Annotated in this window: 13 protein-coding genes; 7 read left to right on the top strand and 6 right to left on the bottom strand. The window is 68.4% G+C overall.

The features are described from left to right. Positions 1-103: 103 nt before the first annotated feature. A complete protein-coding gene (locus GPX89_RS42230) occupies positions 104-541 on the top strand; it encodes a hypothetical protein (protein WP_157393379.1) in 438 nt (145 codons plus the stop codon). Positions 542-736: 195 nt separating this feature from the next. Next, positions 737-1,489, top strand: a complete 753-nt coding sequence (locus tag GPX89_RS42225; protein ID WP_157393378.1) for a hypothetical protein — start codon at positions 737-739, stop codon at positions 1,487-1,489. Positions 1,490-1,534: 45 nt separating this feature from the next. On the opposite strand, the gene GPX89_RS42220 is transcribed toward GPX89_RS42225, so the two are convergent. Next, positions 1,535-2,275 carry a TIGR00266 family protein gene (locus GPX89_RS42220; protein ID WP_328602956.1) on the bottom strand — a complete coding sequence of 247 codons (741 nt, stop codon included), beginning with the start codon at positions 2,273-2,275 and terminating at the stop codon, positions 1,535-1,537. A 363-nt stretch (positions 2,276-2,638) separates the two neighbouring features. Between GPX89_RS42220 and GPX89_RS42215 the strand changes: the two genes are divergently transcribed. The 4 genes from GPX89_RS42215 to GPX89_RS42200 all read left to right on the top strand — a co-directional run bounded on the left by GPX89_RS42215 (position 2,639) and on the right by GPX89_RS42200 (position 7,978). Further along, positions 2,639-3,874 carry a glycosyltransferase 87 family protein gene (locus GPX89_RS42215; protein ID WP_235949320.1) on the top strand — a complete coding sequence of 412 codons (1,236 nt, stop codon included), beginning with the start codon at positions 2,639-2,641 and terminating at the stop codon, positions 3,872-3,874. Positions 3,875-3,996: 122 nt separating this feature from the next. Then, positions 3,997-5,202 carry an SPFH domain-containing protein gene (locus tag GPX89_RS42210; protein ID WP_157393377.1) on the top strand — a complete coding sequence of 402 codons (1,206 nt, stop codon included), beginning with the start codon at positions 3,997-3,999 and terminating at the stop codon, positions 5,200-5,202. Between the two features lie 1,213 nt (positions 5,203-6,415). Continuing rightward, positions 6,416-7,453, top strand: a complete 1,038-nt coding sequence (locus tag GPX89_RS42205) for a hypothetical protein (protein ID WP_198347847.1) — start codon at positions 6,416-6,418, stop codon at positions 7,451-7,453. Positions 7,454-7,477: 24 nt separating this feature from the next. Further along, positions 7,478-7,978 (top strand): hypothetical protein, encoded by a 501-nt coding sequence (locus tag GPX89_RS42200; RefSeq protein ID WP_157393376.1) that lies wholly within the window; start codon positions 7,478-7,480, stop codon positions 7,976-7,978. Between the two features lie 3 nt (positions 7,979-7,981). Here the strand turns inward: GPX89_RS42200 and GPX89_RS42195 are convergent, their stop codons facing one another. From GPX89_RS42195 to GPX89_RS42180, 3 genes are all read right to left on the bottom strand, one after another. Further along, a complete protein-coding gene (locus tag GPX89_RS42195; protein ID WP_157393375.1) occupies positions 7,982-8,677 on the bottom strand; it encodes an HAD family hydrolase in 696 nt (231 codons plus the stop codon). Further along, positions 8,674-9,618, bottom strand: coding sequence for a methyltransferase (locus GPX89_RS45220; protein ID WP_328602955.1), 945 nt, complete (start codon positions 9,616-9,618; stop codon positions 8,674-8,676). The genes GPX89_RS42195 and GPX89_RS45220 overlap by 4 nt, the downstream gene beginning before the upstream one ends. A 64-nt stretch (positions 9,619-9,682) precedes the next feature. After that, positions 9,683-10,549, bottom strand: a complete 867-nt coding sequence (locus tag GPX89_RS42180) for a YdcF family protein (protein WP_328602954.1) — start codon at positions 10,547-10,549, stop codon at positions 9,683-9,685. Between the two features lie 230 nt (positions 10,550-10,779). Here GPX89_RS42180 and GPX89_RS42175 point away from each other — a divergent pair, with 230 nt between their 5' ends. Next, on the top strand, positions 10,780-11,628 hold the full coding sequence (locus GPX89_RS42175; protein ID WP_328602953.1) for a bifunctional 5,10-methylenetetrahydrofolate dehydrogenase/5,10-methenyltetrahydrofolate cyclohydrolase: 849 nt from the start codon (positions 10,780-10,782) through the stop codon (positions 11,626-11,628). Between the two features lie 72 nt (positions 11,629-11,700). Here GPX89_RS42175 and GPX89_RS42170 read toward each other — a convergent pair whose 3' ends face one another. Together GPX89_RS42170 and GPX89_RS42165 are read right to left on the bottom strand one after the other, a co-directional pair. After that, positions 11,701-12,447, bottom strand: a complete 747-nt coding sequence (locus tag GPX89_RS42170; RefSeq protein WP_157393374.1) for a L,D-transpeptidase — start codon at positions 12,445-12,447, stop codon at positions 11,701-11,703. Between the two features lie 204 nt (positions 12,448-12,651). Then, positions 12,652-13,290: a cyclodeaminase/cyclohydrolase family protein gene (locus tag GPX89_RS42165; RefSeq protein WP_157393373.1), complete on the bottom strand. Its 639-nt coding sequence runs from the start codon at positions 13,288-13,290 to the stop codon at positions 12,652-12,654. Positions 13,291-13,348: the final 58 nt, after the last annotated feature.

Raw genomic sequence — 13,348 nt, 5'->3', positions numbered from 1 at the left:
GCCTGACACCGGGCCAGGGTTGGCAGGACGTTTCGGGTTGGAGGTCCCAGCGCCGGTGATCTAGGTTGAACATCGTTCTATCTGCTTGTGGTGGGGGAAATACGTGTTCGGCTTCTATGTGGTGATGCTGTTCGTCAGCGGAATCGTCGTGATCAGCGTGGCGTTGGCGGCCTCCGGACTGCACCCCGGCCGCCGCGTCGTCAACGTTCTCATCGGCACCGCGTTCCTCGGCTACGGCATCTACTTGGCCGTGTTCTTCCAGAGCGGCGAGTACCGAATCTTCTTCTGGGTCTTCATCCTTCCGATCAGCCTGCTGGCCGATGCCGTGCGCACCGCCGAAGCCCCCGCGCCCCGGCGCCCCACCTCGCCCCGCCCGGGCATTCCCCGCCGCCGCCCAGCCCCTGCCCCGTCTCCGCGGCGTAGTGCCGCTACCCGGGAACGCATGGCCGCCGCCAAGTCCGCCCAACTCGAGGCCCTTCGCGCCAAGCACGCCACCAAGAGTGATGGCTTCGGCAATCGCGGGCCTTCTACATCCGCCTGACGAGAGGCATAGCGGCGGTACCGAACTCAACGGTCGCAACGGCCGGATGGCCCATCGGAAGATCAACGCGCAGAGGCTATCTCGTCCTCATCAACGCAATGGAATGCCGAGTTTGCCGCGGTGGGCCTGTTCGTGCTCCCTGCGGGGAGGTTCGCTCCGGGTTATCGTTCACGTGGTCTGAAGGGAGGAGGCACCATGGAGCAAAAGGCGCCACCGGCCCTGTTGCGTGTGCTGTTCGCGACCGCCGTTCTGTCCTTCGCGTTGAGTATGTATCTCGAGCAGCGGCAATTGGATTGGTTGCAGCGACACCCGATCAGCGTCGATCTGCTCAGCAGTGTGGTCGGATTCGCCACCGGCGGTCTTGTGGTGGCGGTGGTGTTCAACTGGATCCGCGAGCGCCACCACGCGCGGCTCATGCACGAGCCGGTGGCGCAAGAGTGGAGCAGTGCCATTCGATCGGCCCGGCAGGCATTCGGGTTGCTCGACTCGCACGAGGCGCATGCGCTCGGCAAACCCGAATTCGAGGCCTACGACCGATTCGCCGCGGCGTTGTGGAGCGACGATCCGATCGATCCGGCGGTGTGGGACGAACATGTGGCGGATATGCGCTCCGAGAGTGCCGCACTGCTCGACGTCGCGGACGAGTTCGCCGAGAAATATGAGATCGACGGCCCCAAGTATCGGACCGCACGCGCGAAATTCGAGCGGACGCTGGCCGCCGAGCCGGAGTCGTTCGATGCCATAGCCACCGAGCTTTATGCCTTCACCGACACCGTCGACCGACTGCACTACAACCTCATGCGTGAGCGCCTGCGCCGTCAGGCGGAGCCGCCGGCGGCCACACCGGCGCGACGGCGCGGAGTTGCTCCGGCGCTGCGGCGGCCGCGTCGCCGTCGGCCCACACACCGTACCGCCGGTCACCAGTCCGGTTCGCTCCGTGGAGAGTGAACCTCCTGGATTCGTCCGGATGAGATGAGAGACGGCGAGCCGGCGTCAGCCGCGGAGCATGGCGCCGACGACGCCGCCCGCCGCGCCCGCACTGCCGGATTCGGCGCCGATGTAGGGGAGCAGCGCGTGGGCGAGGTTGGGCAGGGGCATGCTCTGGAGGCAGATTTCGCCGGGGCCGGTGAGGGCCACGAGGAAGAAGCCGTCGCCGCCGAAGATCTTGTTGCGGATGCCCGGGACCGTGGTCATGGTGAATTGCACGGTTTGGTCGAACATGCCGACGTGGCCGGGATGCACCAGCATGGTTTGGCCGGGTCCGAGGTTGTAGCGGGTGAGTTCGCCGGAGAGTTCGATCCAGGCCCGGCCCTGGCCTTCCAGACGCTGGAGACGGAAGCCGTCACCGCCGAAGAGGCCGCTGCGGATCGACTGCTGCAGGGCGACACTGACATTCACACCGGGAGTGCTGGCCAGCCAGCCGTGGCGGTGCACCAGGATGCTGCGCTGGGGGTGGATGTCGACCGGCACGATATGGCCGGGCACCTTGCTGGCGAAGGCGACCAGGCCGGGGCCGTTGGTGGCCTGGTACTGGGTCATGAACAGCCCGCCGCCGCCCGCGACGCGCTTGAGGGAGTTCATGAATCCGCCGCCGCCGGCAGCGCTGGTGGTCTGCGTCATCGTGACGTTCGGCGACATCCAGGACAGTTCGCCGTGTGGCGTGATGACCGATTCCCCAGGCCCCAGTTGCAGTTCCAGCACCGGCATTGTGCTGCCCTTGATATTCGCCTGCACTACTACTCCCCGTCGATCCCGATCGATGCGGAGTGAGCATACGGCGACCGGAGTCTTTGCGCAGCGGTCGTTCCCAGCGAGCGGTGGTGGAATATCAAGCGCGCGTGGGCGAATCGAGGACGGCTGATCCGGCCTCCGGCGGTGGGCCTACCGCGGCGGAGTGTCGGCGTGCGCGGGGACGCGGCGCAGTGATCGCAGGGGGAGTCGAACTCGCCCTCCGTCTCGAGGTCGACCGTGTGGATCCGGTCGTCTCCCGTCGCCCGGAACCCGAACCACCCGTTGAGCGGCGGCTCCGACCTGTATCGGCGGCAAGTTTCGGTGCGGGTGCGTGTCGCGGGACGGACACCGATAAAGTGGTCGCGGATGACTGGTTCTACCGCTCTTGCTGCGCCGAAGTCGCTTGACCGCCGTTTTGGGCGGGTGATGTGGCTGGTTCCCGCGACCTGTATCGCGTTCACCGCGCTGTGCCTGATGTTGCCCGTGTGGCCGTTCAAACAGATCACGGGCGGGTTCATCGACCTACAGGTGTACCGGATCGGCGTGCAGACCATGTGGCACGGCGGCGATATGTACGGCCAACTGCCACAGACCACCATCGGGATCGGGCTGCCGTTCATCTATCCGCCCTTCGCCGCCCTGGTGCTGTCGCCGTTCGCGTTCCTGCCCTGGCATGTGGCGCGCGCCGCGTTCTTCGTGACCTCGGTCGCCGCGCTCGCGATCTCCTTCTACCTGGTGGCGCGGCGGGCCTGGCCGGGGGAGAGCCGCCAGCGGCTGGCCCTGTGGGTGACCGCGTGCGCCACGCCGCTGGGCCTGCTGCTCGAGCCCGCGCATTCGACGCTGGACTTCGGTCAGGTCAATCTGCTGCTGATGGTGCTGGTGGTCGCCGACTGCCTGGCCGAGAAGCCGCGCTGGCGGCGCGGCATGCTGATCGGCATCGCGGCCGCGGTGAAGCTGACACCGGCCGCGTTCGTGCTCTACTTCCTGATCCGGCGTGACTACAAGGCCGCGGTCACGGCCGCGATCACCGGCGCCGTGGCGACCGCGATCGCCTTCGCCGTGCTGCCCGGCTCGTCGATGAAGTACTGGTTCGGCGGTTTGGGCAACGTGTCGGGGCTCAGCGGCTCGGCGTTCCACACCAACCAGTCGATCCAGGCGGTGCTCGCCCGCCTCGACGTCCACAAGCCGCTGCTCACCATCCTGTGGCTGATCCTGAGCGCCGCGCTGCTGGCGCTCGTGGTGCCCGCCATGCGCCGCGCGATCGACTTCCCGCCCCTGGCCCTGGCGATCAACGCCGTCTTCACCCTGCTGGTGTCCCCGATTTCCTGGTCCCACCACTGGATCTGGATCGCTCCCGCCCTGCTGGCGATGCTCGGCTACGCGACCCAGCTGTCCGGTCGGACCGCGGCGGGCTGGTACGCGGTGACCGCCGTCACTACCGCCGTCTTCGTGATCGGTCCCCAGAACTACCTCCCCGACGGCGAACATCGCGAAACGCATTGGACGCCTTTGCAGCACATCATTGGCAACACCTATGTCTGGTTCAGCGTGCTGTTGGTGGCGTTGTTCCTGTTCAGCACCCGACGGTCCGCTCGTTCATGAATCATTAACACTCCCTGTGGTTTGCTCGATAGCCACGTGACGGTGACCGCGCACGTTCGCGGCCCTGTGCCATACTCGGCCGGGGCGGGGCGCTGCGCCCCCGAGGGAGGAAAGAGAACTTAATGGGCCTGTTCGACATGATCCGCGGCGAATTCGTCGACATCATCGAATGGTTGGACGACACTCGTACGACGCTCGCGTGGCGGTTTCCCCGCTACGACAACGAGATCAAGAACGGCGCGGAGCTGATCGTCCGGGAGGGGCAGCAGGCCGTCTTCGTCTACCGCGGGCAGCTCGCCGACAAGTACGGGCCCGGGCATTACACGCTGACCACCGAGAACATGCCGATCATGTCGACCCTGCAGGGGTGGCGGCACGGCTTCAACTCGCCGTTCCGGTCCGAGGTGTACTTCATCAACACCCGTCCGGTCACCGATCTGCGCTGGGGCACACCGCAGCCCGTCACCATCCGCGACCGCGACTTCGGCATGGTGCAGATCCGCGCCAACGGCACCGCCAATGTGCGGGTCACCGACCTCGAGGTGTTCCTGCGCCAGATGATCGGCACCAACGGTGAGGTCGACGCCGACGCGCTGAGCGAGCAGCTGCGCGGCAATGTGGCGCTGGGCTTCTCGGACATGGTGCTGGGAACCGGCCTGGGCGCCATCGATCTTCAGGGCCGCCAGGTCGAGGTCTCCGACAAGCTGCGCGAATTCGTCGGCCAGCGCCTCTCGGGCTTCGGTATCGGCATCGAGGGCGTCACCCTCACCATCTCGCTGCCGGAGGAGATCCAGCAGGCCATGACCCGCGGCGTCGCGCGCGGTGTCGAGGCGGGCAGCTTCATGAACAACGTGGATCTCAACCGCTATCAGCAGATGCAGGCGGCCGACGCCATGCTCGCCGCGGCCCAGAACCCTGGGGGTGGAGGCATGGGCGCGGCCATGCAGGCAGGCATGGGCGTGGTGCTCGGCGGCCAGATGGCCGGCGCCATGCAGGGCTCCTACGCTCAGCCCCAGCAGCCCGCCCAGACCGGCTTCGCCCAGTCCCAGCAGCCCGGCTACAACCAGCAGCCCGCCCCGCAGCAGGCCCCGCCGCCGATGCCCGGCCAGCAGCAGTTCCACTTCGACAACGGCGGTCAGGCCGCGGGCCCGTTCCCGATCGACCAACTGCGCCAATACGTCTCGTCCGGCCAGCTGACCCGCGACACCAACGTCTGGAGCGAAGGCATGCCCGGCTGGCAGCCCGCCGCCACCGTCCCGGCCCTGCAGCCCCTGTTCGCCACCCCGCCCCCGCTCCCGGGCACCCCGCCGCCCCTGCCCCCGCAGTAACGGCCCGGCGGCGTCCGCCCCAACCGGCCCGGTAGCGCGCCGAGACGAGTGACGATCGTGAGAAACGAACCCCCGCAGCCCCTCCCGCTGCCGCCACTCCCTCGCCCGCGCCACCGGCGTTGCCGCCTGCCCCGATCTGCCCGCCCCGATGCGTGGATCCGTCGTGCCGACGCGGTGCCCGCACCCCGGCACGACGTCACCCGTACACACCCCGCTGCGGCGTCGCCCTGCACGTCACCCGCGGGCGAGTCCGCCCCCGCCTCCCACGCCCGACCCCTCGGGGCGTCCCAAAGTCCCTCCACACCAATGGCGTAACCGTCGAGTACGCCGCACCGAGTGAGCCCCGATGAACGACAACCAGCCACCGCAGCAGCACTCCGGCCCGCCACCCCTGCCCGGAAATGACCCGGCCGCGCAGCGAACAGCCGACCCGAACCGGTGGGCCCCGCCGTACCCCGCCGCCCAGGGCAGCGTCCCGCCACAGCCGGGCACGCCGCCTCCACCGGCACAGAACTTCGGCGCTCCGCCACTGGGCTCCGGCGCGGGAATGAGTGTCCCGCCGCCACTTCCGTCCACCGGCCCGACCGGGATGCCGCAGCGCGGCGCAACCCCACCGCAGTTCCCCGGCACGTCAGTTCCACCGCAGTCGCCCGGTGCGCCGGACCGCCCCGGCCCCCCGCCGATGCCGCTGCGCCCGTCCTCTCAGCCGCTGGCCAACTACGCACCCACCCCGCCCGCTCCCGGAGTCGGTGTGCCGCCGCCGCTTCCGAACGCAGGACCCGGGCAAGGTAGTCCGCCGCCGCTCCCGCCACAGGGCCAGCGTCCGGGCGGCGGGGCGGGAATGCTTGTGCCGCCGCCGCTTCCGGCTGCCGGCTCCGTCGGCGCTCCGCCGATGCCGCAGCGCGGGGCGACGCCGCCGCCGTTGCCCGGTGGGTTCGCGCCGGGGCAGCCGGTGGGAGGTGTGCCGCAGCCGGTGATCGTGGCTCCGGTGATCGTGCCCGGGGCTGGGTTCGGGGAAGCGCCTGTGGAAAGCGTTGCGCCGCAGCAGGGGGCGGGGGCGCCGGATCGGGCCATGCTGCACAGCACGGAGATGACTCGGACGTATCCGTGTTCGGCTTGTGGTGGGCAGTTGATGTTCGATCCGGTGGGGCAGGATTTGTTGTGTCCGCACTGCGGGAATCGGTCGGCGATCAGTGCGCCGAACGAGCCGGTGGTGGCTCGGGAGTTGGGGCCTGCCATTGCGGAGTTGCGGGCGGTGCAGGCCGGGGCGAGCGGGCCGCAGGTGACGGGGGAGTGGGAGGTCAAGTGTCAGAACTGTGGCGGCACCACCGGGTTCAACGGTAGTTTGACCGCGACCAAGTGCCCGTATTGCGCTACTCCGATCCAGCGCGACGATGTGCACAATGCGCCCGCGCGGTTGCCCGTGGACGGGCTGGTGCCGTTCCAGGTGGGGGAGAAGCAGGCGCGGGAGCTGGTCGAGAAGTGGGTGGCCAAGCGGTGGTTCGCGCCGTCGAACTTCAAGAAGTATCGGCGGATCGGAGCCTTTTCCAGTTTGTACACCGCGTATTTCACCTATGACGCGGACACCCGGAGCTGGTATCAGGGCGAGCGCGGTGACCACTACCAGGTGCGCGTCGGCACGGATTCGGACGGCGATCCGGTCTACGAGACGCGAACCCGGTGGAGTTACGTGCAGGGCGAGGTCGCCAACGACTTCGCCGATCTGCCCGTGCTGGCCAACGACAATATGGTCCGCGCGCGGATTCGCGCGCTGGAGCCGTGGCCGATCGAGCAGGCGCGCGCGTATTCACCGGAATATGTGGCGGGACACCTGTCGCGGACTTATGACAAGGACGCCGAGGAGTCGTTCCCGGAGGCTCGGCAGCGGATGGAGTCCGCCATCGAGTCCAGCGTCCACCGGGATATCGGCGGCGACGAGCAGCGCATCCACCAGCTCGAGACGTCGTGGAACTGGCTGGCGTACAAGCATCTGCTGCTGCCGATCTGGCTGCTGACGGTCGTGTACATGAACACGACCTACCAGGTGTACATCAACGGTCTCACCGGTCAGGTGTCCGGCGACCGGCCGTGGAGCAAGGTGAAGATCGCCGCCGCGATCATGGCGGTGCTCGCGATCATCGCGGTGATCATCGGCGTATACGCCGCCTCGCGCGGCCATCACACTCCCGCGCATCCGACCGGGCCGGGCCACAGCACCGTCGCCCCACCGCATCCGACCACCCATCGTTGATCGACCGTCGAAAGTGAGCTGACCGTGCTGGTTTTCGTGCTGATCGTGCTGATCCTGCTGGCCGCCGCGGCGGGCGGGATCATGCTGCTCTCCGCGCGCCAGAAGTCCGCGACGACGGCCGCCAACCAGGTCGTCCCCGGCACCGCGAGCCGCGCCCCCGCCTCCTGGGCGGGTTCGCACGACCTGGAGCCGCGCCTGCACCGCCGCCTGCGTGACGCCATGACCACCCTGCGCACGGCCAACTCCCTCGACGACGGCACCACCATCGTGCTGCGCGCCGAACTCGAGCAGGCCGCCCTGGCCTGGGACGACCGCCTGGTGGCCATCGCCGCCCTGCCCGCCGCCGCCCGCGACGGGCAGCGCGCCACCGCCACCCAGGGTGTCGAGACCATCGAAGCGGCTGTCGCGCAGTACGTCTCGGCCGCCACCCAGCGCACCGCCGCCGACGTGACCGCCGGACTCACCGCGGCGCGGGCGCAACTCGAGATCGAGGCCCAGATCCGCAAGTCCCTGGAGGCGAGCTGAGCCTCACCCGGCGGGCGAATCCAGTTCCGCCAGTGAACGAATGACGGTGATCCCGGCATCGGCTGCGATGCCGGATCCCTCCCGGACCAGCCAATACGACCGCAGCCCGGCGTCTCTGGCCCCGAGCGCGTCCCAGTCGTAGCGATCGCCGACATAGGCGACGTGCTCCGGCGGCAACCCGAGCATCTCGCATCCGGCCAGGAAGATCGCCGGATCCGGCTTGGCCGCACCGAATTCGTCCGAGCAGAGAATGTCCTCGCCGAAGTGGGGCAGCAGCCCGACTGTGCGCAGCTTGACGGTCTGATACGGCTTCGAGGCATTCGACACCACACCCACCCGGGTGCGACCGTCGAGGGCGCGCAGCAGGGGCGCGGCATCGGGGAACGCCGTCCACGCCGTATCCCGGTGTGCCGCATAGCGAGCGAACCAGGCGACCGGATCGTCGCAGCCGACCCCGAGATAGGCCAGGAACCGCTGGGTCCGCGCCAGCTGCTGCCCTTTGAAGGTCAGCTCCCCGCTCAGGAATCGCGGATACTCCTCGTCCTCGATCCCGCGCCACAGGGCCACCGCCGCGTCGGGCGACTCGAAAAGATCCAGGATCCCCTCGGTCGCAAGATGCTTCAGAATCCCGATTCGCGCCGTCCCCGAATAGTCGATGAGCGTGTCATCGACATCGAACAACACTCCCCGAATGCTCATGCCCGCGTTCCGATCACCACTGTCGCCCCCAACTCCTCGTCTTCCGCGATCCGCGCCGCCAACCCGCCCGCCCGCATGATCTCCGCCGCCACCGGCGCCTGCTCCTCACTCTCCTCCACGAGCAGATGCCCACCGGGAGCGAGCCATTCACCGGCCACGGCCGCGATCCGCCGCAACACATCCAACCCGTCGACCCCACCATCGAGCGCCCGCCGCGGCTCATGATCCCGCGCCTCGGGCGGCATCCACGCGATCTCCTCGGACGGTACATACGGCGTATTCGCCAGCAGCACATCGACTCGCCCATACAACTCCACGGGCACCGCCTCGAACAGATCGCCCTCGAAAACCCTCCCGCCCAACGGCTCGAGATTCTCGCGGGCACACGCGATGGCGGCGGGCTCGATATCGGCCGCCCATAAGTCGGCCCGGATCCCCGCTGCCGCCAATTCTTTCGTGAAGGCCAGCCCCAACGCCCCACAGCCGCAGCACATATCGAGCGCGATGATCGAACGCTTCGATGACGATGACGATGACGATGACGATGACGATGACGATGACGATGACGATGACGATGACGATGACGATGACCGCAACGTCGCGGCGACATCTGTCGTCGTCCCGGAGGCCGCATCTGCTGTGGCGTTCTCCGCGAGTCCTTCGGCGGAAGCGCGACCCAGCGCGATCGCCTGCTCGACCAGGAAACCGGTGCGCTGGCGCGGCACGAAGACTCCTGGTGCGACCGCGACACGCAATCCGCGGAATTCGGCCCAGCCCAGGAGATGTTCGAGCGGGAACCCGGCAAGGCGCTGTGTGACAAGCGATTCCAGGTGGTCCGGATCCGCGGTGGCGCTCAGGAGCAGGGCAGCCTCGTCTTCGGCGAACACACAGCCCGCCGCGCGCAGGCGGGCGACCAAGGTGTCGGTGTCGGCGGAGCTCACCGCGTCATTGTGCACGCCCGGACGGCTGCCCGATTCGGGCAGGGTCCGGGCGTGGGGGAGCGGATCAGCGTTCGGCGGGCAGGCGCAGGGTGCGGCTGGTGTCGAGGTAGATGCCGCGCTGGCTGTTGCGGGCCGGGGGCGGGAGCTGGGAGACCAGCTGTTCCAGGGAGGTGGTCGCCCCGACGACGGGGATGCCCGCGACGATGAAGTCGGCGACGGCGCGTCGAATGTGGTTGGGGGAGGTCACCACGATCGCGCTGGTCGCGCCCGCGTCCTTGAGCATCTGGACGCCGAAGAGCGCGTTCTGCACCGTGGATCCGGCCCGGTGGTCGGCGAGGATGCGGCTGGCGGGGATGCCGTGGCCGACCAGCCAGCCCTGCATGGCCGCCGCCTCGGTGATGCCGTTCTGCGGATTGCCGCCGGTGACCAGGATCGGCGACATCGGGGAGGCGATCGCCTGCAGCCAGGCCGCCTGCAGCCGGTTCACCAATTCGGGACGCATGGCCCCGTCGGGCAGCAGACCGTAGCCGAGGACCGCGATGCCGGTCTGCGGCCCCGCGATGGCCGGAATCGGATTGGGCAGCGTGCCGACCGCGGCACCGATGGCACGGAACAGGTTCCGGGTTCCGTCGGCCAGCTTGCCGTCGATCCCGTTGAGCCGGTTCAACGCCACCTCGCGGGTGATCAGATCCCCGGTGTAGTCCGACCAGATCGCCTGCAGCGACAGCGCCTGCGCGTCATCGGGTGACTCGGCGAGCAATTGGCGCAGGTCGGCCAGCCCGGCCGCCTCGTTGCCGCTGGTGAAGTTGTCCTGCGCCGAGTTGTAGAGGGCGCCGGGATCCGCGTGCGCGGTGGCGGTGGCGGTGGAGAGAATGGTGAGCGCCGCGGCCGCTGCCGCGAGCAAAGTGGGGAAACGCCTGGCGATCTGCACTGCTGTCGACCTTTCGGAGGGTGTGACGCATTGCTGTTGCTGGCTATCTATGCAATTTGCTGGTTATTGGCTCAGAACCGAATGTGGAAACGATACGACTGACCACCGCCGTTGTCGGGTATTTGCCGAACAGATTTCGCGGGTTTGATCCGCATCACAGCGGGGAACGCGCGCGGGGCGGGGTGTGCGGTGCGAAGTGGCTTTCCGGTCGCGCGATAGGCTTTGCTCCCGTGGATACGACTTCGCTCATCGGCAAGGAACTCGCCGCCAACCTCAACGCCGACACCAAGCAGCGCGCCGCCGCGCTGACCGAGAAGGGCACCGCCCCCCGTCTGGCGCTGGTGATCGCGAACGACGCCCCGGCCAGCGTCTGGTACGTGAAGTCCCTCAACCGCGCCGCCGAGCGCCTCGGAATCGCCTGCGAGAACGTCGATCTCGGCGTCGACGCCACCGCCGAGGAAATCCGCGCCAAGCTCACCGAACTGTCGGCCGACCCGGCCGTCGACGGCATCATGCTGCAGACCCCGCTGCCCAAGGGCGTCGGCCTCGACGACGTCAGCTCGGCCATCGTCGCCGCCAAGGACGTCGACGGTGTCAGCCCGCTCTCACTGGGTCTGCTCGCCTCGGGCCTGCCGGGCTTCCCGCCCGCCACCTCCGAGGCGGTCGTGGAACTGGCCAAGTTCCATCAGGTTCCGCTGGCGGGCCGTCTGGTCACCGTCGTGGGCCGCTCCAACATCGTGGGCAAGCCGCTGCTTCAGCTCCTGCTCGCCGAGAACGCGACGGTCACCATCGCCCACTCCCGCACCGCCGACCTCGCGGCCGTCACCACCCCGGCCGATGTCGTGGTCGCCGCGGTCGGCCGCGCGGGCCTCATCACCGGTGACCACATCGCCGAGGGCGCGGTCGTCCTCGACGTCGGCACCAACGAGGACGAGAACGGCAATATCACCGGCGACGTGAACGCCGAATCGGTCACCGGAAAGGCCGCGGCCCTGAGCCCGGTCCCCGGCGGCATCGGCCCGGTCACCACCGCGCTGCTCATGCGCCACGTGGTCCAGGCCGCCGAAGCCGCGCGCTGACCGCTGTCGAGAACTCGCTGACCGCTGTCGAGAAAAGGGCTCCCACCATGGTGGGAGCCCTTTTTGGTGAATTCACCAATGGGTGGTGACGGGGTCTCCGATGGAGACGTTGTCGTAGTACCACTCGGCGTCGGCCGGGGCGAGGTTGATGCAGCCGTGGCTGACGTTCGCATTGCCCTGCGAATCGACCGACCATGGCGCGGAGTGGACGTACACGCCACCCCAGGTGAGCCGCTCGGCGAACTCGCCGGTGATCAGGTAGCCCTCGGGATCGCTCAGCGGGATACCGATGGTGCGGGAGTCGAAGGTGACCGAGCGCTCGCGTGACAGCACCGGGAAGGTGCCGACCGGCGTCTCACGCCCCGGTTTGCCCATGGAGGCGGGCATGGTGCGCGCGACGCCGTTGATCCACACGGTGAACGTGTGCGCCGACATGTCCGCGTCGGCGGTGGTGCCGCCATTGGTCTCGAACTTGAGGGTCTGGCGTCCGGCGAGGACTGTGATCGGCGACGAGACGGGCAGGAATTTATCGGCCTGCCACATCAATTGCCGGTCGTCGAGCCAGGTGAAGTGTCCGGCGAGGGAATTCCCGGCCCGGACATCGACCGTGCGCTCGGCCTTCGCACGATCGGTGACCGCGGACGCGAACTGGATGGTCACCGGGGCCGCGATGCCGACCTTCTGACCTGAACTCGGCGTGATCGCCTGTACCGCTGGGAGACTCGGCGCCGTCACTGCCGCACCGGCGGCTCCGGTTCCGAAAGCGGCTGCCGCCGCGACGAAGCTTGCGACGAACAGATAGCGAATCGCTTTCCGCATCGTTCCATCCCTTCGAGAGGGTGTGGGCCTGGGTTCCTCAGCCTATGACTTGATCATCTGTCCCATTCGGAAATGTTCCCGGTTCGTAACCATTGTCACGGCGTGGGCGCTATGCGAAAGTTCGTGTCGCCAGGTAGTGGCCCTGAAAAGGGCTGTACCCCGCTCCATAACGGAACGGGGTACAGGGCAGACTGTTTCGTCTACTCAGCGGGTGATGGCCGCGACCACGTCGTTGTGCAGGGCGTCGGCGCGGGCGATGACTTCCTCGATCTGCTTCAGCACGGGGGCGAATTCGGCGCCGGCCGTGCCGTCGAGGGAAGCGACGTTGATGGCGATGTTCAGTTGCGAGCTGCCTGCGGCCGAGCGGGCGCAGTCGGCGGCCGCGCCGATGTCGGTGACCACGTTCGGGTTGCCGATGGGCAGCAGTTCGGTTGCGAGGGAGACGATTTCGTCGGCCTCGGCGACCACGGCGGCGGGCACGCGGGCGGCCTGCAGGAGGGCGGCGGTGATGGCCTCGGCGCGGGCGGCCTGCTCGGTCTCGGTCTCCTTGGGCAGCTTGTAGGCGTTGCCGACACCGGTGAAGGCCGCGGCGTCGGCGTCGGCCAGCGCCAGTGAGCGTTCGCGGGCGGCGTCGGCGGCGGCGATGATGCGGTCGATCACCGGGCGGTTGTCGGCGTCCTTGGCGCGGGTGGTGTAGCGCGCGACCATGGCCACCAGCGCCGCGCCCTGGGCCGCGTGCAGCGCGGCGACCGCGCCGCCGCCGGGGGCGGGCACCTTGGCGGCCAGCTCATCCAGGTACCCCCGCAGTGTCGAGTCACCGAAGCTGGTGGCGTCCTGAGTCATGAGTGATGGCCTCCGTTGGCAGTACCGGGAATTCGAGTGATTTCGCCGCCTACCCTAG

The sequence above is a fragment of the Nocardia terrae genome, from assembly GCF_009760405.1.
Lineage (GTDB): Bacteria > Actinomycetota > Actinomycetes > Mycobacteriales > Mycobacteriaceae > Nocardia > Nocardia terrae.
Note: the sequence above shows the minus strand (reverse complement) of the source record. Positions and strands in the feature narration are given on the sequence as shown.

Excerpts from the sequence above, each read along its gene's own strand:
- GPX89_RS42225 (WP_157393378.1), top strand. The coding sequence starts at position 737 with ATGGAGCAAAAGGCGCCACCGGCCCTGTTGCGTGTGCTGTTCGCGACC.
- GPX89_RS42215 (WP_235949320.1), top strand. The coding sequence starts at position 2,639 with ATGACTGGTTCTACCGCTCTTGCTGCGCCGAAGTCGCTTGACCGCCGT.
- GPX89_RS42210 (WP_157393377.1), top strand. The coding sequence starts at position 3,997 with ATGGGCCTGTTCGACATGATCCGCGGCGAATTCGTCGACATCATCGAA.
- GPX89_RS42195 (WP_157393375.1), bottom strand. The coding sequence starts at position 8,677 with ATGAGCATTCGGGGAGTGTTGTTCGATGTCGATGACACGCTCATCGAC.
- GPX89_RS42170 (WP_157393374.1), bottom strand. The coding sequence starts at position 12,447 with ATGCGGAAAGCGATTCGCTATCTGTTCGTCGCAAGCTTCGTCGCGGCG.
- GPX89_RS42165 (WP_157393373.1), bottom strand. The coding sequence starts at position 13,290 with ATGACTCAGGACGCCACCAGCTTCGGTGACTCGACACTGCGGGGGTAC.